Annotated in this window: 20 protein-coding genes and 3 tRNA genes; 7 read left to right on the top strand and 16 right to left on the bottom strand. The window is 70.2% G+C overall.

The genetic code is table 11. The features are described 5' to 3' along the window. Positions 1-17 precede the first annotated feature (17 nt). From ACOOHC_RS08075 to ACOOHC_RS08055, 5 genes are all read right to left on the bottom strand, one after another. Positions 18-1,280 carry a S8 family serine peptidase gene (locus tag ACOOHC_RS08075; protein WP_420453476.1) on the bottom strand — a complete coding sequence of 421 codons (1,263 nt, stop codon included), beginning with the start codon at positions 1,278-1,280 and terminating at the stop codon, positions 18-20. 464 nt (positions 1,281-1,744) lie between these two features. Next, positions 1,745-2,344 carry a hypothetical protein gene (locus tag ACOOHC_RS08070; protein ID WP_420453475.1) on the bottom strand — a complete coding sequence of 200 codons (600 nt, stop codon included), beginning with the start codon at positions 2,342-2,344 and terminating at the stop codon, positions 1,745-1,747. A gap of 361 nt (positions 2,345-2,705) precedes the next feature. Continuing rightward, positions 2,706-3,611 (bottom strand): hypothetical protein, encoded by a 906-nt coding sequence (locus tag ACOOHC_RS08065; protein ID WP_420453474.1) that lies wholly within the window; start codon positions 3,609-3,611, stop codon positions 2,706-2,708. After that, the gene (locus ACOOHC_RS08060) at positions 3,608-4,084 is read right to left on the bottom strand and encodes a sigma-70 family RNA polymerase sigma factor (RefSeq protein WP_420453473.1); all 477 of its coding nucleotides are present in this window, start codon (positions 4,082-4,084) and stop codon (positions 3,608-3,610) included. Before ACOOHC_RS08060 ends, ACOOHC_RS08065 begins: the two co-directional genes overlap by 4 nt. 131 nt (positions 4,085-4,215) lie before the next feature. Beyond that, positions 4,216-4,374: a hypothetical protein gene (locus tag ACOOHC_RS08055; RefSeq protein WP_420453472.1), complete on the bottom strand. Its 159-nt coding sequence runs from the start codon at positions 4,372-4,374 to the stop codon at positions 4,216-4,218. Between the two features lie 155 nt (positions 4,375-4,529). Here ACOOHC_RS08055 and ACOOHC_RS08050 point away from each other — a divergent pair, with 155 nt between their 5' ends. Beyond that, a complete protein-coding gene (locus tag ACOOHC_RS08050) occupies positions 4,530-4,844 on the top strand; it encodes a hypothetical protein (protein ID WP_420453471.1) in 315 nt (104 codons plus the stop codon). Positions 4,845-4,923: 79 nt separating this feature from the next. Here the strand turns inward: ACOOHC_RS08050 and ACOOHC_RS08045 are convergent. Then, a tRNA-Val gene (locus ACOOHC_RS08045) sits at positions 4,924-4,997 on the bottom strand. Between the two features lie 91 nt (positions 4,998-5,088). Between ACOOHC_RS08045 and ACOOHC_RS08040 the strand changes: the two genes are divergently transcribed. Continuing rightward, positions 5,089-6,315, top strand: a complete 1,227-nt coding sequence (locus ACOOHC_RS08040) for an HNH endonuclease (RefSeq protein WP_420453470.1) — start codon at positions 5,089-5,091, stop codon at positions 6,313-6,315. A gap of 14 nt (positions 6,316-6,329) precedes the next feature. Here the strand turns inward: ACOOHC_RS08040 and ACOOHC_RS08035 are convergent, their stop codons facing one another. Continuing rightward, positions 6,330-7,256 carry an inositol monophosphatase family protein gene (locus tag ACOOHC_RS08035; protein WP_420453469.1) on the bottom strand — a complete coding sequence of 309 codons (927 nt, stop codon included), beginning with the start codon at positions 7,254-7,256 and terminating at the stop codon, positions 6,330-6,332. 27 nt (positions 7,257-7,283) lie between these two features. Here ACOOHC_RS08035 and ACOOHC_RS08030 point away from each other — a divergent pair, with 27 nt between their 5' ends. Both ACOOHC_RS08030 and ACOOHC_RS08025 read left to right on the top strand, forming a co-directional pair. Next, the gene (locus ACOOHC_RS08030) at positions 7,284-7,853 is read left to right on the top strand and encodes a hypothetical protein (protein WP_420453468.1); all 570 of its coding nucleotides are present in this window, start codon (positions 7,284-7,286) and stop codon (positions 7,851-7,853) included. 32 nt (positions 7,854-7,885) lie between these two features. Next, positions 7,886-8,146 carry a hypothetical protein gene (locus ACOOHC_RS08025; protein ID WP_420453467.1) on the top strand — a complete coding sequence of 87 codons (261 nt, stop codon included), beginning with the start codon at positions 7,886-7,888 and terminating at the stop codon, positions 8,144-8,146. 309 nt (positions 8,147-8,455) lie between these two features. Here ACOOHC_RS08025 and ACOOHC_RS08020 read toward each other — a convergent pair whose 3' ends face one another. From ACOOHC_RS08020 to ACOOHC_RS08005, 4 genes are all read right to left on the bottom strand, one after another. Beyond that, entirely contained in the window at positions 8,456-9,619 is a 1,164-nt protein-coding gene (locus ACOOHC_RS08020; protein WP_420453466.1) for a YeiH family protein, read from the bottom strand. A gap of 200 nt (positions 9,620-9,819) precedes the next feature. Further along, the gene (locus ACOOHC_RS08015) at positions 9,820-10,899 is read right to left on the bottom strand and encodes an LLM class flavin-dependent oxidoreductase (RefSeq protein WP_420453465.1); all 1,080 of its coding nucleotides are present in this window, start codon (positions 10,897-10,899) and stop codon (positions 9,820-9,822) included. Beyond that, positions 10,896-11,177, bottom strand: coding sequence for a hypothetical protein (locus tag ACOOHC_RS08010; RefSeq protein ID WP_420453464.1), 282 nt, complete (start codon positions 11,175-11,177; stop codon positions 10,896-10,898). The genes ACOOHC_RS08015 and ACOOHC_RS08010 overlap by 4 nt, the downstream gene beginning before the upstream one ends. Next, positions 11,177-12,355 (bottom strand): Gfo/Idh/MocA family protein, encoded by a 1,179-nt coding sequence (locus ACOOHC_RS08005; protein ID WP_420453463.1) that lies wholly within the window; start codon positions 12,353-12,355, stop codon positions 11,177-11,179. The genes ACOOHC_RS08010 and ACOOHC_RS08005 overlap by 1 nt, the downstream gene beginning before the upstream one ends. 70 nt (positions 12,356-12,425) lie before the next feature. Here ACOOHC_RS08005 and ACOOHC_RS08000 point away from each other — a divergent pair, with 70 nt between their 5' ends. After that, the gene (locus ACOOHC_RS08000) at positions 12,426-13,325 is read left to right on the top strand and encodes a LysR family transcriptional regulator (protein ID WP_420453462.1); all 900 of its coding nucleotides are present in this window, start codon (positions 12,426-12,428) and stop codon (positions 13,323-13,325) included. 71 nt (positions 13,326-13,396) lie between these two features. On the opposite strand, the gene ACOOHC_RS07995 is transcribed toward ACOOHC_RS08000, so the two are convergent. From ACOOHC_RS07995 to dnaG, 4 genes are all read right to left on the bottom strand, one after another. Beyond that, positions 13,397-13,470: transfer RNA gene (locus ACOOHC_RS07995), tRNA-Ile, on the bottom strand. A gap of 42 nt (positions 13,471-13,512) precedes the next feature. Beyond that, a tRNA-Asn gene (locus ACOOHC_RS07990) sits at positions 13,513-13,585 on the bottom strand. An 86-nt stretch (positions 13,586-13,671) separates the two neighbouring features. Continuing rightward, entirely contained in the window at positions 13,672-14,916 is a 1,245-nt protein-coding gene (rpoD, locus tag ACOOHC_RS07985; RefSeq protein ID WP_420453461.1) for an RNA polymerase sigma factor RpoD, read from the bottom strand. A gap of 64 nt (positions 14,917-14,980) precedes the next feature. Beyond that, positions 14,981-16,759 carry a DNA primase gene (gene dnaG / locus ACOOHC_RS07980; RefSeq protein WP_420453460.1) on the bottom strand — a complete coding sequence of 593 codons (1,779 nt, stop codon included), beginning with the start codon at positions 16,757-16,759 and terminating at the stop codon, positions 14,981-14,983. Positions 16,760-17,081: 322 nt separating this feature from the next. Between dnaG and ACOOHC_RS07975 the strand changes: the two genes are divergently transcribed. Both ACOOHC_RS07975 and ACOOHC_RS07970 read left to right on the top strand, forming a co-directional pair. Continuing rightward, positions 17,082-18,881: a S8 family serine peptidase gene (locus ACOOHC_RS07975; protein WP_420453459.1), complete on the top strand. Its 1,800-nt coding sequence runs from the start codon at positions 17,082-17,084 to the stop codon at positions 18,879-18,881. 254 nt (positions 18,882-19,135) lie between these two features. Beyond that, a complete protein-coding gene (locus ACOOHC_RS07970) occupies positions 19,136-21,667 on the top strand; it encodes an EAL domain-containing protein (RefSeq protein WP_420453458.1) in 2,532 nt (843 codons plus the stop codon). 160 nt (positions 21,668-21,827) lie between these two features. Here the strand turns inward: ACOOHC_RS07970 and ACOOHC_RS07965 are convergent, their stop codons facing one another. Then, positions 21,828-22,895: a TerC family protein gene (locus ACOOHC_RS07965; RefSeq protein ID WP_420453457.1), complete on the bottom strand. Its 1,068-nt coding sequence runs from the start codon at positions 22,893-22,895 to the stop codon at positions 21,828-21,830. Positions 22,896-23,038: the final 143 nt, after the last annotated feature.

Here is a 23,038-nt window from a genome sequence, read left to right as displayed (position 1 = left end):
CGTGGTCGGGTGGCGGCTCACGGACCGCCGCACGGCACCTCGACGTCGAGCCGTTCCGCGCTCGCCGTGACGGTCGCGGGACCGTCGATCCGTGCGATCTCACCCGGGTCCGGTCGTGCGGTCGCGTACCGCGAGCGGTACTCGACGATCGCACCGCGCAGGTCGGGCTGCGGGCCGATCGAACGACCGGCGCCGGGCGGCGCCGTTCCGGTGTCGACCAGGATCTCTCGGATCTCCTCGGGACACAGCACGTTGCCGTCGGCCTGGGCGATCGACGACAACGACGCAGCAGCTCCCGCGACCATCGGCGCGGCGCTCGACGTCCCGCCGAAGAGCGCGGTGTACGTGTCGCGGGCGCACACCGCGCTGGAGGGTCGTCGGCGGGAGGCGGGGATCGGGGAGTTGCACGGCGTCGAACCGAGCCCGGCGAGGTCGCCGCGACCTCCGACGGTGGCGACCCCGCGACCCCAGCCCTGGAGGTCCACGCGCTCGCCGTGGTTCGAGTCGGGCAGGGCCGTGCGTGCGGGCTCGTCGGACCCGGGCGGGTGACCCGCTCCGACGACGATCGACCCGTTGTCGCCGTACGACGCGAACGGGTCGGGGAGGAGGTCGAGCGCCGTGGATCCGTTCCCGGCGGTCTGGACGACCACGATGCCCGAGTCGGTCGCGGCGTCGATCGCGCGACCGATCGCCTCGTCCCACTCCACGGGGGTGTCCTCCCCCGCCGGGCCGCCTCCGAAGTTGGCCTCGACGAGGATCACGTCACCCGGCTCGAGCACCTCGACCGCGCGACGGATCGCGGCCTCGATCCCGTCCAGGTAGCCGACGTTCGACGTGAGGTGCGCGATGACAGCGAACTCGGCGGCCGGCACGATCCCCGTCATCCCTCGTCCGTCCTCGACGGCCCCCATGACGCCCAGGACCTGCGTGCCGTGGTCGTCGCTGAAGTCGAACGGGGTCCCGCCCGGTTCGTGCGACACGATCTCGACGTCGGGGAGGTCGTCGTGGTCGACGTTCCACGTGGCGTACTCGATGTCGACGATCGTGACGTTCTCGCCCCGTCCGCCGGGTTGCGTCCACGCGAAGCGGGCGTCGATCCCACCCGAGACGGCGGGGTCCAGGTACCCCTGCGACGGGGTCAGGTCCTCCGAGACCGCTGCGTCCGCTCGGCCGTGCCCGTCCGTCGTTCCGACGACGCCGAACCCGACCCCCGCCCCGAGGAGCACGGCGAGCCCGATGAGACGACCGACGATGCTCGGAACCCGCGCGACGCACCTCATCCCGCAACGGTAGCGAGCCCCGGCGTCGTCCAGCCCCGACGAGCGCCGAGCCTCGGACGCTCGGCCCGACCGGTGGGCGCAGAGGGACTCGAACCCCCGACATCTTCCCCGTGAGGGAACTGAGATCTAGGCAGCAGAACCCGACTCGTTCGCCGTGATGGTCGGTGTGGTCACGGCAATGCTCGAGCAGGTAAGCGCCGTGTCGATACTTGAGGAAGTCGACCGGGCAACACTCGAGCGGTCAACACTTCAGATGGCGGGCCGGTCGGAGCACGAAGTCAGAGTGTTCGAGGGATTTATCGAGATGACATTGGGTGAGCAAATCGAACGCGCCAGTCAATGCGTTCTGAAGCTCGCTCGACATAGGACGACGGTAAGGAGACTTTCGACGTTCACGTGACCTGTTGTCGAGCACTTGCGTGGTAGCTCCGCTCACCCCAATGGTCGTGGTCGGACCAGTGGCGCTATCCGGGATCGGGCGGCCAGGGCTCAGTCGGAACGGGTCCGTCCCACGGGGGTATTCGAGGTCGAGGATCCCTGAAGCAAGCGCCGTCGGCCCGCCGCCAACGCAGGCGGCCGAAGCGGTCACGGCAGCGTAGGAACACTTCGTCGGGCTCACTGAGTCGACGCCAAGACCGTCCGCTCTCGTCGACGAAGTCGAATCGGACAGCAACGAACTCGACGTTCCGGTGTTGAATTTCACCGGGCATCCACTGCCGCGGCTGGCCTGCGAGGTCGACTTGGAGTTCTTCGATCTCGTCAGGCCCGATCCGATCAATGGCACCTGCGTTGCGCTCCTCGCCGTTCTCTAAGACGCCGACCACCACGACGTCGCGCACCGCGTCGCTGTTGAGGCCGTTCAAGATCCTGAAGTAGCCGAGCGAACGCAATTCAAACGAACGCAATTCATCCGTGGCCTCTCGCACCTCACGCGCACGTGAGTACGCCTGACGTCGATCGTCGTGGCGTCGCCACTGACCCTCTCGCCACGCCACCCACAAGGCGACCCCAACAGCGAACAACGTCCCCACGGCCGACACCCATTCGACTGCGGCGGCAATCATTCGTTCAACGTAACGCAGGAGGTCCCGCAGGGGGCTGCGAACGCCGTTGACGCACCCTTTTCACGCGCCTCACGCCTCGTTCGGGCCGATTCTGATCCCTCCGCAGCGCCGCCGCTTGTCTCAGGAGGGCGTCGCGGTCGAGCATGATCCGAATCAGCCTCATGCTCTCCTCGGCGCGCTGCATGCTCTGGCGTGTGACGCCGTCGCTCCTTGCTCATGGTGTTCATGATCCTCCCACGCCCCCTCACGGAGGCAATCGAGTCGCACAACACCTGGATCAGAAACCGGGGCTCACTTCATCGGCACATCGCTCGTGCTCGGCGAGTTCGCTCAGATCCTGAGACTGGACGACGTGTACTGGTCACGAGTCCCAGCCTGCCTGTCCGATCTCGACAACGATCTCGAAGTAGTCATCGGTTGAGCCGACGCGAAGGCTCTCAAGATAGGTGACGATTCGGGGGTCGGCGAGGACGGGGCCTTGCAGGTCGAAGCCCTGGACCAGTACCTCGATCCACACGTCACCGGCGTCGGCACGGATGCCTTCGAACTGAGCGAAGGGCTGCCAGGCCACACCGTTGATCTCCACCGGCGAGCCGGACGTATCGCAATCAGCCTGCGATACACCGACCAATTGCGTACAGGCCCCCGACGTCGAGCCCGGTCTCGAAAGCGACAACTCGATCCGAGGTCCTGTGGTGCCGTCCGGCCGGGCTTCGATCGTCGTTGTGTTCGAGACTCTCCACTCTTGCGACTCGGGGTCGTCGCCGGCCGATCCGAACGACAGCTGTGACAGTCGCCAAGCCGCCGGAGCGGTCGGCACGATGAGATCGCCCACGCCCACAGAGCTGAGCGGGCGGAATGATTCGGCGTCGATGTCGTCGAGCAAACCTCCTCTCCAGGTAGGTCCGTCCTCCGGTGTCGTGGTGGACGTGGTCGTCTCCACACCCGTCGTCGCCGGTGCCGTCGTGGGCGACGGGATGGTCGGCGGGGGCGTGAGTTCCTCTCGCACCGAGGTGGTCGGGATGGTGTCGTCGTTGGTGCGGATCCTGGTCTTGTCGTCGGAGCCGGTCAACACGACGAAACCGGCAACGACGGCAATCACGCAGGCCGCCGCCGCAAGCCAGACTGTGGTTCGGCGCGGCACCGAGGATGGACCGTTGGGGACGGCCGCCCTACGTTCGACGTCGGCCCACGTGTGCGGCTCGGGAGCGTCGACCATCGTGCGTTCCAAGAAGTCGCGGATCTGGTCGTTGATCGGCTCGGTCATGACAGCGCTCCCCGCAGGCGTGCGCGGGCTCGGGCCAGTTGGCGTCGCACGGTGCCATCGCGGACGCCGAGGATCTCGGCCACCTGGGCAACGGACAAGTCCTGCCAGTAGGTGAGGTAGGTGACCGCACGCTGCTGCACGCTCAGTTCATCGAACGCATCGAGCACCAGGTCCCGTGGCACGGTGACCTCGACGTCTCCCGTTCGGCGGTCGGCGGCAGCGACGCGTTCTTCGCGATGTCGGCGCCGTTCGGTGTGGCGGTGGTACATTCGTGCCCGGTTCGCGACCGCTCCGAACAGATAAGCCTCAGTGTTGCGCGCCGTCGACCATGCACCGTCGGGGTCGCTGAGGAGATCGGCGAACATGTCGGCCACGACGTCAGCGGCGGCCGATCTCGGGACGAGCAGGGTCGCGTAGTGGACGAGTTCGTCGGCGTACTTCGCATACGCCTCCTCGAGCGACACCTCGTTCACACCCTCACGTTGTCACCCGCCCGGAATCCGGGTGACAGAAGCCGAAGAAGCGTGACCGAGACCGTGCACTCGGGCGCCCGACCCACGTGCACGACCCCATCCCTCACGTTCTCACAGCGTTGCGTCCGTGGTCACGGACAGACGACGTCGGGGTTCCAGTTCCCGAACATCCCGGCCGGATTCGTCTTCCACACCCGGGCGCGCAGGATGTACCAGCCGAGCGCCGGATTGAGGATCCCCAACTCGTGTCCGAGAAGCGTGGGCGGTTCCACGATGCCGGCGGCTTCCATGCGCCCTTCGGAACGATCCATTCGACCGCGACCAGGTGCAGCTTCCCGTCGGGCATTGATTGGTAGACGAGTCCCTCTGGCCGTAGGGGGTCAAGCGTGATGTCCTTGATGGCGGCGTGGTCGAACCGGTGGTACCCCATCGCACCCTCCCGCAGATGCGCGATGCAGCCCGAGATCGGGAAAAGCTCCTTTCAGCCGAGCTGATGTCCGGCCCGTTCACCGATCCGAGCGACGAGCTCGACAGCTGCATCATCCGTCGCCAGGTCACCGCCCGGCGCCCGGAGAGCGTCGGCGAGACGGTCCAGTCGTTCGGACTCCTCTTCGAGAAACGGACGGGCGTTTCGCACGTCGCCGGCCCTCACGCTGTCGATCAGCTCGAGCGCACGGTCGCGAATCGGCAGGAAGTTGCCCAGGTCGAGCGCCAGGGCGCCGAAGGGGTGTTCGTGGTGTGTTCCTCTCGGTCGAGTTGACACGAACCGAAGTGGTACCGAACTGATACCGACCACACCGCCTGATCGCCCGCAGCCAGGAGAACTCCTGCCAGATCGGTGGGCGCAGAGGGACTCGAACCCCCGACATCTTCCTTGTAAGGGAAGCGCTCTGGCCAACTGAGCTATGCGCCCGGGATCGGCGAGTGTACCGGTCGGCTCGAACCCGGTCGGCCGAGACGGCGCCCACCGAACCCTGTCACACCCCCGTGCGCACCATGGGCACGTGGACGAAGCGACGGTGACCGAGCGGTTGGCACGCATCCGCGACGCGGTCGACGCCGCTAATCCGGCACGGGCGTCGATCGCAGATGCGCTCGTCGCCGCGCGCGAGGTGGAGGGGTGGCTCCAGGCCCAGGTCGCGGAGCTCGTGCGATCGCTGTCGAGCATCGACACCTTCCCCGAGGCGACCATCGCCGACGCCGCACGGTGCTCGGTCCACCGTGCCCACGCCACGAAGGAGCGATCCGACACCCTCGCCGGCGCTCCCCGTCTGGCCGCCGCCCTCGCCGACGGGTCGATCACGACCGCTCACGTCGACTCGGTCACCCGATCCACCAAGAAGGTCGACCCCGATCGACGTGACGAGCTGCTCGTGCGGGCCGATGGGCTCACCGCGGTCGCGGAGGCAGGCACGGTGGAGCAGTTCGGTCGGCGTGTCGAGATGGAGGTCCGGCGCATGCGGGCCGACGACGGCGAGAGCCGCCTCGAACGGCAGCGCCGCGACGTCCGGCTCTCGACGTGGACCGACGCCGACGGGATGTGGAACCTGCGCGGTCGGTTCGATCCCGTGATCGCGATCACCCTGTCGTCGCGGATCGACGCCGCGGTGGAGACGTCGTTCGCCGAGCGGGTGCCCGAGCACTGCCCGTCCGACCCCATCGAGAAGCAGCGATTCCTGGCCGCCCACGCGCTCGCCCGACTGATCGGGAGCGATGCGCGCGACGGCGGGCGTACCGGTCGACCTGAGTTCGTCGCGGTGATCGACGCCGGCGCTCCCCCACCGTCGCCCGGCTCCGGTCCGACGGTCGAGTGGTCGATCCCGGTCGAGGTCCCGGCACGGGTCCTCGCCGACCTGACCAGCACCGCGGAGACCGTCGGCGTCGTGGTCCGTGGCGGAGTGGTCCTGCACGCGCCGGGGCGGCTCGACCTCGGCCGCACCACTCGGCTCGCCAACCGGGCGCAGCGACGGGCGCTGCGGTCGCTGCACCGAGACTGCGCGATGCCTGGCTGCTCGGTGGCCTTCGACCGGTGCGCACTCCACCACGTCGTGTGGTGGCGACACGGAGGTTCGACCGATCTGTCGAACCTCGTCCCGTTGTGCGCCCGCCACCACACCAGCGTCCACCACGACGGGTGGACGATCGAGCTCGGCGACCGCCGGGAGCTGACCCTCACGCTCCCCGACGGCACCGTCCGCAACACCGGCCCACCGTCTCGGCGGGCGGCGTGACCGCCACCTCCCGATCAGCCGTGCGCCAGCAACTCGTCGAGCAGCCCGACGTGGGTGGCCGTCACCGGGCGTCGTCGCTGCCGGGGGTCGAGTGTGACGAGGTCGCGGCCCCGCGCGTCGGCGACCACGCCGCCGGCCTCGGTGACGATCAGCGTCCCGGCGAGGTAGTCCCACACCCCGATCCTGTCGTCGTCGAAGTCGATCGACCCGTCGAACCCGCCCGCCGCCACCGAGGCGATGTCGAGGGCGGTGGCCCCCATCGCCCGGAACTGCGCGGGTCGGAACCCGTCGGGGGGCCGGGCGTTGACGGCGATCACCGCGACCGACAACGGCATCGGAGGCGACACCCGGATGGGGTTCCCGTCGAGGCGGGCGCCCTGGGACCGCACCGCAGTGAACATCGCTCCCGTCCGCAGGTTCGCGACGGTCGCGACCTCGGGCACACCGTCGACGACGAGGCACAGCGACGTCGCGCACCACGGCAGCCCCAACGCCGCGTTCGTCGACCCGTCCAACGGATCGACCACGACGATCGCGCCCGAGCGTGGATCGCGAACCTCGTACCCGTCGCGATGCCGGGCGCCACCCGCTCCGGCGCCGCCTGCGTCAGGACCGCCGCCGCCCGCAACGAACTCGCCGACGCCACCGGCATCCCCGCCGACGACCACGTCGCCGACCACGTCTCGCTCCGTGACGCCGCTCTCCTCGGAGAGCACCCGCAACCCTGCGCCGTGGAGCATCTCCAGGCACGCATCATCGACCGTCAGGTCGACCGAGTACTGCCCGTCGCGCCGGCCCGACCCGTCCCAGTCGTCGTTCGCGGCGACGATCGCAGCGGTGCGAGCGCACACCCGGGCGAAGAGCTCGAGAACGGCCTCCGGGTCGCTCGGGTCGACATCGCCGGCGCCCTCCCGGGGCGACGAGGGGGTGAGCGGGTCCACGGCCGTGGACGGTAGTGTCCGGCACCGATGGCAGTCATCGACGTAGCCGGGTTCGTCGCGGACGTGAAGAGCCAGGCCATCGACCACGGGTTCCACGTCCACGACGAGCGCCACTTCGTCGAGACCTACTCGCTGCGCCAGCTCTGGGAGGTCGACCTCCACCCCGAGGAGGCCTGCTCGGGGCCGATCGACCTGCACCTGTCGCTCGACGTCGATCCCCGCGCGATGCTCGCCTTCGAGGACGAGGTGATCCGCCTCGAGGAGGCCGACGATCCCCCGCCGACCGGCTTCACGTTCGCGATGCTGTTCACCTGGACCCTGCCGCCGCTGCCCGAACCTCCCGACCTGCTCGTCCTCGCGACCGACCTGGCGGGGATCGGCGGCATCGACCTCCCCGTCGAGGTCTCGGCCATCGACTCGTTCCCGAGCGTCACCGATGCACCCGAGCGCAGCCTGTCGATCGTCGCCAAGATGACCGTCGACCTCGCCGACGTCTACCTCACCAACGACGATGCGATCGGGCTGGCGCTCGAGCGCTGCAAGCACGTGAGCCTGTACCTCCTCGACCGGGCCCCCGCCTGGCTCGACGACCTGTGAACCCCCCATCGACCGGCCCGGGAGGCCCCATCATGCGCGTGCACGAACTGATCGACATCCTGAGCGACCAGCCCCCGGACGCCGAGGTCGAGCTGGCGGTCATCGCCCCCGTCGACGGCGAGAGCGACGACATCACCGTCGATCGGTACTTCGTCGACGGCGTGCTGCCCTGGCAGGACTCCGAGGACGACGACGGCGCCGAGATCGCCGGAGAGCTGACGATCTGGCTGGTCGGGGGCGAGGAGGGCGACGTCAACGCCTTCCTCGACGCGATCGAGCAACCCGACGCCTGATCGCGACCGCGCCGCGATCCGGGTCGCGTCGCCACCGCGTCCAGAGCCACGACCGTCGAGCCACGACTGCGGGGTGACGACCACCGAGCGTCGATCGTCGGATCACGACGACCATCGAGCCACGACCGTCGAGCCACGACCGTGGGGCGACGACCATCGGGTGGCGGCGGTCATCGAGTGACGTCGACCAGCAGGTGACGGCGTCCACCGGAACCCATCGGGTGAGGACGATCATCGAGTGGCCGGGCCCGTCGGTCCACGACCACCCGTGCGATGCCCACCGGGCGATCGACGGGTGGATGCCGACCATCAGGTGACGATCGCGGTGCCGACGAACGCCGCGCCGGCGACGAGCACCCACGACATCAACCCGAGCAGCAGCGGCCTCCCGCCGAGGCGCCGCATCGATCGCACCTGCACCCCGAGACCGAGACCGGTCAGCGCGACGGTCAGCAGGACCTTCTCCACGTCCGACGCCACGTCGAGTGCGCCGTCGTCCAGCACCCCGCTCGACCGGACCAGGATCGCGATCAGGAACCCGACCACGAACAGGGGCAGCAGCGGAGGCCGAGCTGCCGTGGACCCCGAGGCGCCGGCACCGTCGTCGGCGCTGCCGTCGTCGGCGCTGCCGACGTCCGTGCTGCCGACGTCCGTGCTTCCGCCGTTCGTGATGCCGCCGTCCGTGCTGCCGTCCTCGGTCTGCGCCGAGGCGGCGGTCGGTGTCGTCGCCGCCGACCGTCGACGCAGCGCCACGAGCGCGACCAACGGCGCCAGCAGGACCACGCGGGTCAACTTGACCACGGTCGCGGCGGCGAGAGCAGCGCCACCGTCGTGGCTCGCCGTCGCCACCACCTGGCCGACGTCGTGGACCGCTCCCCCGACCCACGTCCCGTAGTCCGCGCCCTCGAGACCGACCGCGCTCGCGATGAGGGGCAGCACCACGATCGACAACGTCCCGCAGAGCGTGACCAGGGTGATCGCGTACGCGGTCTCCTCCTCGTCGGCGTCGATGATCCCGTCCATCGCGGCGATCGCGGACGCGCCGCAGATCGAGTACCCGGTGGCGACGAGCAGGCCGAGGTCGGGACCGATGCCGAGACGACTCGCCAACCAGCGCGTCCCGAAGAACGTGACCGCGACCACCCCGGCGACCACGAGCAGGCCGTCGGCGCCGAGCGACGCCAGATCGCCGAGCGACAGCCGCAGCCCCAGCACCACGATCCCGATCCGCAGGACCGTCCGCGCGCAGAAGGTGATCCCCGAAGCGAGAGACGCCGGGATGCTCACCACGTTGGCGACGGCGGCACCGAGCACGATCCCGACGACCAGGGGAGACACCGACGACGAGACCTGGGCCAGCAGCGTCGCGACGGCAGCGATCGCCACGACCGCACCGACGCCCGGTGCGATGCGCGAGAACCCGGCCGACGAGCCGCCCGCCGCCACGTGCTCGAACCGAGCCGAGCGATCCACCGGCTCCACTCGATCTGCTCGACCGTCACGATCCGATGGGTCCGCCGGACCCGCAGCACCCTCCCCGCCCGCGGGGTGCTCTCGACCCGCGTGCCGCTCTCCACCCGGGCGGCCTTGTCCGTCGTCCCCCCCGGCCCGTCCCGTCGGCGCGTCGTGGCGGTCGGGACCGTCGCGATCGGACGTCGAGGCCGCCGGTGGCGTCACGTGACGTCGACGGGGTGGGGATCGAACTCGAGGCGCCCGTGGTCGATGTGGGGCAGCACGTGCCGGGCGAACAGATCGCACTCGGCGGCGTGGGGGTACCCCGACAGGATGAACGACTCGATGCCCGCCTCGGTGAGCTCCCGGATCTTGCCGAGCACCTGGTCGGGATCGCCGACGATCGCGGCTCCGGCGCCCGAGCGGGCCCGGCCGACGCCGGTCCACAGGTGGCGCTCGACGTAGCCCTCCTGATCGGCCGACTCGCGCAGCGCCGCCTGGTTCGCGACCCCCGCCGACGACGAGTCCAGCGACTTCCTCCGGATCTCCTCGCCGGCCTCGACATCGAGCTTCGACAGCAGTCGGCTCGCCGCGGCGCGCGCCTCGTCCTCGGTCTCGCGGACCACGACGTGGGAGCGCCAGCCGTAGCGCAGCGAGCGCCCGTGCGCTTCGGCCCGGGCGTCCATGTCGGCCTTCACCTCCAGCACCGCGTCGGTCGTGTCGGGCCACATCAGGAACACGTCCGCGCCGGCGGCCGCGCACTCGCGAGCCGCCGGGGACAGACCGCCGAAGTAGAACAGCGGGCTCCGGCCGCTCACCGTCGAGATCCTGGGCGGCTCGACCTCCAGGTCGACGAAGTCGCCGTGGAACTCGACGCGACGCCCGTCGAGCAGCTCGCGCAGGCAGTGCATGACCTCGGTCGAGCGCCGGTACCGCGGGCCGCTGTCGAGCGATTCGCCCGGCATCTCGGACGAGATGATGTTGATCGTCAGCCGCCCGTCCATCATCTGGTCGAGGGTGGCGATCTGGCGAGCGAGCTGGGGGACGATGAGCTCCCCGCAGCGCACGGCGAGCAGCATCCGCATCGACGTCAGGGGCGCCATGCCGGCGGCGAACGCCGTGTTGTCGATGCCGAGCGCGTACCCCGACGGCAGCAGCACGTTGTCGAACCCGTACCGGTCGGCGGTGAGCACGATGTTGCGGCAGTGCTCCCACGAGCTCTTCAGCTCGTCATCGGGAACCCCCAGGAACTCGTAGTCGTCATCGCACAGGGCGCTGAACCAGGACATCTCCACGGTCATCGTGCTGCCTCCTCGTCGTTCGTGCCGACGGGCGGGTGCTCGTCGGTCGGCTGCTCGTCGTTCGTGCCGACGGGCGGGTGCTCGTCGGTCGGCTGCTCGTCGTTCGTGCCGGCACGCGGGTGCTCGTCGTTCGTGCCGGCGCGCGGGTGCTCGTCGGGCGGGTGCTCGAGGTCCCGGACCTCGTCTCGACGCTCCGGCTCGTGCTGCTCGCGGCGACGGTCGCGCACGTCGTGGACGCTCAGGCGCCGGGGCACCCCGCGCGAGTCGATCACCGGCATCACGCGCCGCCGACCTCGCTCGCGCGAGCGTCGCGACCGGCGTCCGGACCGACCTGGTCGAGCGTCGCCCGGGCGATGTCGGCGTCCATCAGCTCCGACAGCTCGACAGGTCGTCCGAGCTCGATGCTCCGGTGCGCCGCCGCCCCCGCCGCCACGGCCCAGTACCCGTCCGCGAGGGTCACCGTCGGCCGACCGCCGGTGCGGATGGCCTCGGTGAACTCGCTGTGCTCGAGGAAGCTCGAACCGTGGTGGTGCCCCTGGTACTCGATGCGGTCGTCGTCGGCGGTGTAGGTCTCGACGCGGCCGATCCAGTGATCGCCGCGCCGGCCGACGTGGACGGTGTTGGACGGCAGGCGCGCCTCGACCTTGCCCAGCTCCCCGGTGACCGCCATCTCCTCCTGCTCGTGGGTCGCGTCGGCGAACATGCACAGGTCCAGCAGCGCTCTCGCCCCGCTCGGGTAGTCGACGATGACGAACGCATTGTCGAGCACGTCGGGGACGCGACCGTCGTAGCTCTCGTCGAGGTGGTTCACGTCCTGGGCGCCCGACGCCATCACGCGGACCGGTCGCTCGCGCAGCACGAGGTTCATCAGGTCGAAGAAGTGGCACGTCTTCTCGACCAGGGTTCCGCCGGTGTTCTCGCTGAAGCGGTTCCAGTCGTCGACCTTCGCGAGGAAGGGGAACCGGTGCTCGCGGATCGCCACCATGCGCGGACGACCGACGACGCCACCGTGGACGTGCCGGATCAGCTCGGCGGCCGCCGGCATGTAGCGGTACTCCATCGCCATCCAGGTGATCCACCCGTCGGGCCGATCCGACGCGAGCTGGATGACCCGCTCGCAGTCGGCGACGGTCGTGCACAGCGGCTTCTCGATCATGACGTGCACCGGTGCGGCGAGTGCGTCCGGGAGGACGTCGACGTGGGTGAAGTTGGGGGTGGCGATCACCACGGCGTCGCACAGACCGCTGGCGAGCAGGTCGCGGTGGTCGACGAACGTGGCCACGGGCACGCCGTCGTCGCCGGCAGCGATCCGGGTGCCGTCGTCGAGCGACTCGGCGTTGGTGTCGGAGACGGCGGTCACGACGGCGTCGTCGAGAGCGTTGACGTTCTCGATGTGCTCGACGCCCATCATCCCGGTGCCGATCACCCCATAGCGGATCGGTCGCGGTTCGTCCATGGACATCACCCAACCACCCCCCGTCGTGGTGCGCTAGCCGATCTCGGCTCTGGGGTCATAGGATGGACCGATGGCCTCCATCGTCGACGTCGATGGCATGGACGTGAGCGCGCTCCGGCTGTACCTCGCTGCGACGGAGCTCGGGAGCGTGTCCAAGGCGGCCGCCAGGATGCGCATCTCGCAACCGTCGGCCACGGCGAAGCTGCACAAGCTGGAGCGATCGCTGGGGACCCGCCTGCTGGAACGGACCCCGGCGGGGTCCGTTCCGACCGAGTCGGGGATCCGGTTGGCCTCGGCGTGCGCGGAGGTGATCGCGTCCGCGACCGCGCTCGTGGACCGGGCCGAGTCGTTGCGCGCCGAGCGCGACGTGCTGTCGATCGCGACGACCCGCCACGTCGCCGACCACTTCCTCCCCGACTGGGTCGCGGGCGGCGCGACCGCCGGGACGGACGTCCGGGTCGCCGAGTCGGACACGCTGTCGACGGCGCAGGCGGTGCGCGACGGAGACGCCGAGCTCGGCTTCACCGAGGGGCCCGACACCCCCCTCGGCCTGCGGTCGCAGGTGGTGGCGAGCGAGCTCGTCGTCGCCGTGGTCGGGACCGGTCACGCCTGGTTCGAGCGGCGGCAGCCGCTGCGCGCCGAGTCGCTGCTCGCCTCGCGCCTCGTCCTCGGCCGCCGGGGTTCGGGGACGCGCGACGTCGTCGAGGCCGCCTTCGCGGAGCACGACTGGAGCCGCACGGGTGACCACGTGGAGGTCGACAACGCCAGCGCGGCCCGTCTCGCGGCCGTCAACGGCGAGGGCGTCGCGTTCCTGCCGCGGTGCTGGGTGGAGCACCAACTGACCACCGGAGCCCTCCACCGGGTGCCGATCCGCGATCTCGACGTGGTCCAGCCCGTCCGCGTGGTGTGGCGTGGCGCCCGTCCGACGAGCCGGAGCGCCGAGCGCTTCGTCGACCGCCTCGTCGGCTGAGACGCCTCGGACCCCGTCGATCCCCCGGGGCCCTCGGCCCCCGCATCTCGGCCCGACCCTGCCCGGGTCGGTGGGGCGTCCGGGGCTCGAACCCGGGACCGACGGATTATGAGTCCGCTGCTCTGACCAACTGAGCTAACGCCCCGAGAATGACGAAAGCCCACCGCGTGGACGGTGGGCCTCCGAGCTCCGGGAGCAGGGCTCGAACCTGCGACCCATTGATTAACAGTCAATTGCTCTGCCAGCTGAGCTATCCCGGATCGGTCGACCACGAGGGTCGGACGCCGAGGCTATCGCGATCTGCGGCGCCATCCCACGCGTCCGGTGCGCGCCGTGGCGCCCCGGCTCACTCGACCTCGAGGAACTCGCGCAACCGCTGGCTGCGCTGGGGATGGCGCAGCTTGGCCAGCGTCTTGGCTTCGATCTGGCGGATCCGCTCGCGGGTCACGCCGAACTCCTTGCCGACCTCTTCGAGCGTCTTGGCCCGTCCGCCGTCGAGCCCGAACCGCAACCGCACGATCTCCTGCTCGCGCTCGGAGAGCTCACCGAGGACCTCCCCGACCGCGTTCGTGAGCATCACCCGGGCAGCCGCGTCAGCCGGGCTGTCCGCGGACTCGTCCTGGATGAAGTCGCCCAGGTTCGACTCGTCCTCCTCGCCGACGGGCGAGTCGAGCGACAACGGGTCCTGGGAGATGCGCAGCAGCTCACGCACGCGATCGGGCTCGAGCTGGACCCGGTGCGCGAGCTCGTCGATCGTCGGTTCCCGCTCGAGCTCCTGGTGCATCGTGCGCTTCGCCCGGGTGACGCGGTTCATGTGCTCGACCATGTGCACCGGGATCCGGATGGTGCGCGCCTGATCGGCGATCGAGCGGGTGATCGCCTGACGGATCCACCAGGTGGCGTAGGTGGAGAACTTGAACCCCTTCGTGTAGTCGAACTTGTCGACCGCTCGCATCAGGCCGAGGTTCCCCTCCTGCACGAGGTCGAGGAGCTGCATCCCGCGACCCGAGTAGCGCTTGGCGATGCTCACCACGAGGCGCAGGTTCGCCTGGGTGAGCTCGGACTTCGCGCGCTCGCCGCGGTTCACCGAGCGCAGCGCTGCCCGGCCGTCGACGCCCTGCAGCGGCGCTCCCGCCTCCTCCGCCGCGTCGATGCGGGCGGCGGCCTCCTTGCCCTCCTCGATCAGCTGCGCCAGACGACGCTCGTCGTCGATCGTGAGCAGATCGACCTGGCCGATCTCGCGCAGGTACATCCGGACGGCGTCGGCTGATCCGCCCTCGGCGCGTGGCCCGCGCTTGCGGGTCCGTCGCTGCCGACGTCGACTGAGCAGTCGCTCGTCCGCGTCGTTGGCGGCCTGGGTCGCCTCGGCGCGCCGGCGCGCCTCGTCGTCACGGTGCGCGATGCCTGAGACGTGGGCATCGACGGCGTCGCTGTCGTCGTCGTGATCCACCGCGACGTCGATCGAGATGCCGGCTCCCGCCATCGCCTCGTGGACCTCGATCAGCACGGATTCGGTGAGCTCGACGTGTCGCAGCACGTGGCTGACCTGATCCGCGTGGACCTCACCGTTGGTGCGACCCCGCTCCAGCAAGCGCCCCCACTCGTCCTCGTCGACGCCGAGCGCCGGTGCGGGGGGGTCCGCAGCCTCGGGCGCGTCAACCGGGGGGTCCGTTCCCGCCGTCGTCGGCCGAGCGTTCCTCCGTGCGTCGATGGAGCCAACCTAGCAACGCCTCCGCGGCCGCGGAGGCCCGTTGGGGGTCGGCGTCGTCGAGGGCCATCACGTCGAGCTTGGCCGCCCGGTCCTCCTCGATGCTCGCGGCGTCGATCCGCTGCGTGCGCAGGGACAACTCACGTCGCGCCGCCGCACCGATGAGGGTGCGCGCCTCGACCGTGGCGTCGAGATCCAGGTCGGCGACCGCTGCGCGCTCGAGCACGTCGCGCGCCTCGGGCGGCGCGATCTCGAGCGCCCCGTCGAGGTCTCCCGCCCCGGCGAGCGCGAGGAACGCCATGCGGTTCGCGTCGTCGAAGAACAGCGGCTCGATCAGCCACTCGGCGATCGAGTCCCACTCCTGGACGAGGAGCACCAGCGCGGCGAACTCGGCGTTCTCCATCGGACGACCACGTCGCGGTGCGCGCACCTCGACCCGCGGCCGGCGCACCCCGCGCTCGGCGAGGCCGACGAGGTCCCCGACCGGGAGGCCGACGCGGGCCGCGACCTCCCCGGCGTAGAGCTTGCGGACGTTGGGGTTCGGGTGCTCGTTCACGACGGCCATGGCCTCCTCGGCCGAGCGCGCCCGCTGCTCGGGTGAGTCGAGCCGGCGGGTGCCCAGCGTGCGCTGCAGTCGGAAGCCGAGGAAGGGCACCGGCGAGTCGACCGCCGCGGCCAGCGCGGTCGGATCCGACAGCGCGAGGTCGCCCGGGTCCCGGCCGGCGGGGAGGCTGGCGACGGACACCTCGACCTGGTGCTTCTCCTCCCACTCGTAGAACCGCTCCGCGGCGCTCTGGCCGGCGGCGTCGGCGTCGAAGGACAGCACGACGCGCGTCGCGTACCGCTTCAGCAGCCGGACGTGGTCCTCCGTGAGCGCCGTCCCGCAGGTCGCGACGGCCCGGGCGACCCCGGCCTGGTGGAACCCGATGACGTCGGTGTACCCCTCGCAGACGACGACCTGGTCGACCTTCGACGCTTCCTGCTTCGCCCAGTTGAGCCCGTACAGCGTCCGCGACTTCGAGTAGATCGGGGTCTCCGAGCTGTTCTTGTACTTGGCCGGGTCGTCCGAACCCGGCAGCACCCGTCCGCCGAACGCCAGCGCCTCCCCCGACTCCGAGAAGATCGGGAACATGACGCGGGCGCGGAACGAGTCCTGCATCCGGTTCCGGCGGTTGCGGAAGGCGAGCCCGACCTCGCCGAGCAGATCGGCCGGGCGGCCCAGGTCGCGCGCCAGGCGGTCCCAGTCGTCGGGAGCCCAACCGAGCTGGAACCGACGGGCGACGTCGCCGTGGAGACCTCGGGCGCGCAGGTAGTCGCGCGCCGCGCGGGCGTCGGGGTGGTGGAGGAGGCGGTCGTGGTACCACTCGACGGCGTCGGCCATGACCTCCGTGAGCCGCTTGCGGCGCGCCCGCTCCTTCGACTGACCGGTGCTGGTGTAGGTGAGCGACATCCCGGCCTTGGCCGCGAGGTGCTCGACCGCGCCGGGGAAGTCGGTGTGCTCGATCTCCTGGACGAAGGTGAACACGTCGCCGCCCTTGTCGCACCCGAAGCACTTGTACCGCCCGGTCTCCTCCCGGACGTTGAAGGACGGGGACTTCTCGGCGTGGAACGGGCACAACCCCACCCAGTTGCGCCCGACGCGCTTGAGCGCGACGTAGTGCTGCACGGTGTCGACGATGGACACGACCGACCGCAGCTGGTCGATGTCGTCGTCCGCGATCCCCACCCCTCCACGCTAGTGCCGCCCCCGCCACCCCCCGAGCACGCCGAGGTCGATGCCGACCCGTGCGGCGGCTGCCCCGGTGAGGTGGTTCACGGCGACGCACGACGGGAACGCCCTCACCGATCGAGGGCATGATGGGGTGGGCGTCGCGCTACGGAGAGCGTTGGTTTCGTTACACACCGCGACTCGAATGCGGTAACCTGTCCGACTACTACGGACAACCGAACAATTCGATCGTCGTGGGCGACGGCGATCGTCTCATCAGCACTACGGGGGAGGGATCGACCGATCCCTCGTGCGGGCACGACGATTGGAGACCCAGATCGTGGAGACCGCAACCGTTCCCGGCCGTGAGTGGGACGACCTGTCCTTCGGCACCGACGAGGAGATCACGTTCCCGAGCCCCGAACGGAGCTCGCTCAGGACCGTGACCCCGCCGGCGAGGGTGACGCCCTCGCCGGACGGCGAGGCGCCGTCGCGCCGAGCCGGGACCGAACCCGGTCGCGGCGCGAACCGCTGGGCCGTCCTCGCCTCCGCCGCCGCGCTCGTCGGCGGTCTGCTCACCTTGTCCACCCCCGCCGCGCCCGCTCCCGTCGTCGGCGACGCGACCGGGCTCGTCGAGCGAATCGACGTCGCCGACGTCGGCGCCGGGTCGTTGTACCACGTGGTCGACCAGATCGGGGCCCGCACCCTGTGGCAGCAGGGGATCACCGGCGCCGGCGTCAACGTCGCCGTGATCGACACCGGCGTCGCCGACGTGGCGTCGCTCGGTGACGGCAAGATCGTCGCGGCGGTCGACCTCACCGCCGAAGCGGGCGACCCGTCCACACGCTTCGTCGACACCAACGGCCACGGCACCCACATGGCCGGGATCATCGCCGGCGCCCAGCCGGGCTCCGATCCGGCCACGTCCGCAGCGGATCCGAGCGCCTTCCTCGGTGTCGCTCCCGATGCCGGCATCGTCTCGGTGAAGGTCTCGACCCGCGACGGATCGACCGACCAGGCAGACGTGATCGCCGGCATCGACTGGGTCGTCGCGAACGCCGACCGCCTCGACATCCGCGTGCTCAACCTGTCGTTCAACAGCGGTTCGCCCCTCTCCTACCGATCCGATCCGGTGACGGCCGCGCTCGAGCGCGCCTGGAGCGCGGGGATCGCGGTCGTCGCGGTCGCCGGCAACGAGGGAGCCGACTCGAACGGCCTCGCCTCCCCCGGCGACGACCCCTACGTGATCGCCGTCGCCGGCGCCGACACGACCGACGGCGTCGCCCGCATCGCCGACTTCTCGAGCGCCGGAGACGGTGTGCGCGACCCCGACCTCGCAGCGCCCGGTGCCCACATCGAGAGCCTCCGCGCCCCGGGCTCCGACGCGGACGTGAACCACTCCGACACCGGGTACGTCGACGAGGTCCGGTTCAAGGGGACCGGGACATCGCAGTCCGCAGCCGTGGTCTCCGGCTCGCTCGCTCTCCTGCTGGAGCATCGCCCCGACCTCACCCCCGATCAGGCCAAGGCCCTGCTCACCTCGACCGCCGCCCCGCTCGACGGCGGTCGCCAGCTCGCCGGAGCCGGCCTCGTCCAGGTGGACGCCGCCGCGGCCGCGCCCACCCCGGACGTCGTCCAGACCTGGCCGAGCGCCCGCACCCACCTCCCGACCGATCTGCGCGGCGTGCTCGACTGCTCGAACGGCGCCTGCTGGGACGGCATGAGCTGGGACGGCATGAGCTGGGACGGCATGAGCTGGGACGGCATGTCCTGGGACGGCATGAGCTGGGACGGCATGAGCTGGGACGGCATGAGCTGGGACGGCATGAGCTGGGACGGCATGAGCTGGGACGGCATGTCCTGGGACGGCATGTCCTGGGACGGCATGAGCTGGGACGGCATGAGCTGGGACGGCATGAGCTGGGACGGCATGTCCTGGGACGGCATGAGCTGGGACGGCATGAGCTGGGACGGCATGAGCTGGGACGGCATGAGCTGGGACGGCATGTCCTGGGACGGCATGTCCTGGGACGGCATGTCCTGGGACGGCATGTCCTGGGACGGCATGTCCTGGGACGGCATGAGCTGGGACGGCATGAGCTGGGACGGCATGAGCTGGGACGGCATGTCCTGGGACTGACCCGGATCGCCTCGCGCCGCCCCCAGCCGGCGGCGCGAGGTCACGGACCGCCCGACGAGCGACCCCGTCGAGGTCTCGTCCACCACTGACGGTGGTCGGTCATTGCGTCCGGAATCTTCCGGGCCCGTGCGCGCACCCCCGGTAACTATGGTGGAGCGGGATCGGACGGGCTGGAGAGGGAATTGACGGACAACGAGACCCGAGGGGCTGACGAGCCGTCCGTCGTCGCGTCCCCGCGCAGCGGTCGTCGCCCCATGGCCGAGGTCATCGGCCTCTCGGCGGCGCTCGCGCTCTCCGCCGTGGCGCTGATGCTGCTGACCCCCGACCGGGCGGTCGCTCAGGTGCCCTCCGCGACGTGGACGACCGCGCTCATCCTCCTCGCGTTCGGTCTGTCGCTGCTCATCGTCATCCGGATCCAGTTCCGCCACGACGCGGTGCTCTTCTCGGCGTCGGAGATCCCGTTCCTCTTCGCACTGGTCTACCTCGCGCCGTTCGAGGCGCTCGCGGTCCGTCTGCTCGCCAGCGCGTTCGTCTACGTGACGATCAAGAGATCGCCGGCGCACAAGATCCTGTTCAACCTGGCGATGTTCGCATCGGAGTTGGCGATCGCCTACTTCGTGATGCGGTCGATCCTCCCGATCGACGAGATGTCCGACTCGGCCATCGTGCTCGTCGCCGCCGGCTCGGTCGCGATCGGCGAGGTGTGGGGATCGGTCGCCGTCTCGCTCGCCGTGTCGCTCTTCGTGGGCGACACCTTCCGCCACATCGTCGACGAGCTGAAGTCGGCGTGGGTGCTGCTCGTCAACGTCGCGCTCGCCGGCATCCTGCTGAGCACGTACATGATCGCCCCGTCGCTCGCGGCGTTCGCGATCGTCCCGGTCGGTGCCATGTGGTTCATGATGCGTCGCTACGGCGAGCTCGCGCAGCGACTCCGCGACCTGCGCGCGGTCCACGGCTTCGCCGGGCGCGTCGGGCGATCGCTCGAGATGGCCGACATCGGGACGGCGGCGGTGTCCGAGACGTCCCACCTGCTGCGCGCCCAGGTGTCGGTGCTGGCCGTGTTCGGCACCGATCAGCCGGCGCGCGTCTTCGCCACCGGGCCCCTCCCCGACACGATCGGCGGGCGCGTCGACGCTGAGTACTGGAAGCAGCTCCCCGACCCGTCGGAGGCGACGCTGGTGACCGGCGAGACGCTCGCGACGTGGGGGATCACCGACTTCGCCGCCCTCGGCGACGTCATCGTGGCTCCCGTCGACGACGAGATCGGCGGCATCGGCCTGCTCATCGCCGGGCGCCAGAGGTCCGCCCGACGGGCCTTCGACCAGGACGACGTCTCGCGGGTGCAGAACCTCGCCGACCAGCTCGCCTCGAGCCTGCGCAAGGGCATGCTCCACCGCCGCATCGAGTTCGAGGCCCGCCACGACGCCCTCACCGGGCTCCCCAACCGGGTCGCGTTCGAGCGTGAGCTCGAGGTCGTGTCGTCGGCGCACCAGGACGCCGATCGCCGCGCCTACCTGCTGATGATGGACCTCGACCGCTTCAAGGAGGTCAACGACACCCTCGGCCACCACGCCGGCGACGACCTGCTGATCGAGTTCTCGCGTCGCGTGGCCGACAGCATCGGGCCCGACGACTTCCTGTGCCGGCTCGCCGGTGACGAGTTCGCCGTCCTCGTCCACGCTCACGACCAGGCCGAGGTCTTCGAGCTGGCCCGATCCTGCATCGAGCACGCGGGACGACCGGTCGTGCTCGACGGGCTGTCGATCGTCATCACCGCCAGCGTCGGCGTGGCGGTCATCGAGCCCGGCAAGACCGACCCCCAGAAGGCGCTGCGCCACGCCGACATCGCGATGTACAACGCCAAGTCGCGCCACGTCGGCGTCGAGTTCTACCGGCCCGAGCTCGACCGTCGGACCCCGGCACGCCTGTCGATGCTGGGCGACCTGCGCGACGCGATCGAGAACGAGGAGCTGGGGATCGAGTACCAGCCCAAGCTCGACCTCGCCACGGGCCTGATCACCGGAGTCGAGGCGCTGGTCCGGTGGAGCCACATCGCACGTGGGGTGGTCCCTCCCGCCGAGTTCGTGCGGGTCGCCGAGGACACCGGGCTGATCAAGCGGCTCACCGACCTGATGCTGTCACGCGGGATCGTGGAGCTGGCCCGGTGGCACGAGCAGGGGCACCACCTCTCGCTCTCGGTCAACCTCTCGACCCACGACCTGCTCGACGCGAACCTCGCGACGCGGGTGCGCACCTACCTCGGCGACAGCGACGTCGACCCGGGCGCGCTCACGCTCGAGATCACCGAGTCGTCGCTGCTCATCGACGCCCCCCGCACCCAGGCCACGATCCACGACCTGAACCAGCTCGGGGTGCGGTTGTCGATCGACGACTTCGGGACCGGGTACTCCTCGCTCAGCTACCTGCGCCAGCTCCCGGTCCGCGAGCTCAAGGTCGATCAGAGCTTCATCGCGAACATGCTCGTCGACCAGCAGGACGAGGTCATCGTCCGCTCCACCATCGACCTCGGCCACAACCTCGGGCTCGAGGTCGTCGCCGAAGGGGTGGAGAGCGATCCCGTCCTCGAGAAGCTGCGCGAGTTCGGGTGCGACGTCGCCCAGGGGTTCTGCGTGTCACGTCCGCTCACCGCCGCTCGTCTGCAGACCTGGTTGAACACCACGCACCACCCGATCCGGAGGGTCAACCTCCTGCGCCCCGATTCGTGGGCACTCGACGTCGCCGGCGAGCTCGACGACGTCGACCCCGACGTCGCCGCCAACGGCTGACGGCCGCACCGGGCATCGCAGCGGTCGCCCGCCCGCGTCCCGGTGTCGACCCGGCGACATCACGTCGATCGCCCGCCGGCGGTCCCGGGTTCGACCGGCGGCGACGCTGGTCGCTCGGCCACCTCCCCGCCCGGGCCGATCGCCCGGGAGCGCAGGTCGCTCAGCCGTCCTGGCGGGGTGAGTCGACGGTGTCGAGCGACTCGGGTGCACCCGGCTGATCGGAGTGCTCGTGGAACGCCTCCTCGGCCAGCTCGGTCTCCGCGCTGCGGGCGGTGTAGCGCAGCGAGAGCCCGATCGAGGCGGCCAGCACGATGGCGATGACGGCGAGCGAGATCGCCGTGGGGATGTGGTACCACTCGGCGATGATCATCTTGACGCCGACGAAGGCGAGGATGATCGCGAGCCCCTGCTGCAGGAACGCGAAGCGGTTGTGCATGTCGGCGAGCAGGAAGTACAGCGCACGCAGACCGAGGATGGCGAAGGCGTTCGACGCGAACACGATGAACTGCTCGTTCGAGACGGCGAGCACGGCCGGGACCGAGTCGACTGCGAAGATCACGTCGGTGCCCTCGATCAGCACCAGCACCGCGAACAGCGGGGTGGCGACGCGCTTCGCGTTCTGCCTGGTGAACAGCTTCTGGCCGTCGTAGGTGTCGGTCGACGGCACGAACCGATTGACGACGGCGAGGAACTTCGACTCGCCCGGATCGACGTGCTCGTCGTCGGTGAAGATCAGCTTCGCCGCCGTGTACAGGAGGAACGCCCCGAACACGTACAGGACCCAGTCGAAGCGCTCGATGAGCGCCACCCCGGCGAAGATGAAGATCGCACGGAGGGCGAGCGCCCCGAAGATGCCCCAGAACAGCACCCGGTGCTGGTACTTCAACGGCACCTTGAAGTAGCCCATGATGAGCGCCCACACGAAGACGTTGTCGATGCTCAGCGACTTCTCGATCAGGAAGCCGGAGATGTACTCCCCGCTGGCGGCCGCCCCGAACCACCACGCGACGACGCCCGTGAACGCGAGGCCGCACCCGATCCAGACGACCGACTCGATGGCCGCCTCGCGCGTCTCGACCTCGTGCGCCTCCTTGTGGATGACCAGGAGGTCGATCAGCAGCATCGCCGCGATGACCGCGAGCAGGGTGATCCACTGCCACGCAGCCACGTCGATGTCGACGAAGTTGCTGCGGCCGTTCGATTCCGCCGCCAGAACGGAGCTCAACATCGGACCATCATGCCGGGAGAACGGCCGTCACGTGCGCCACCCACGGCCACGGGATCGAACCGGCGCACGGGCCGATCCGCTGCGGTGCGGCGAGCGCCGCGCAGGACCCGCCGCACCACGCGTCGAGCGACGGGTCCGACCCG

The organism is Ilumatobacter sp. (genome assembly GCF_965215205.1).
Lineage (GTDB): Bacteria > Actinomycetota > Acidimicrobiia > Acidimicrobiales > Ilumatobacteraceae > Ilumatobacter_A.
Note: the sequence above shows the minus strand (reverse complement) of the source record. Positions and strands in the feature narration are given on the sequence as shown.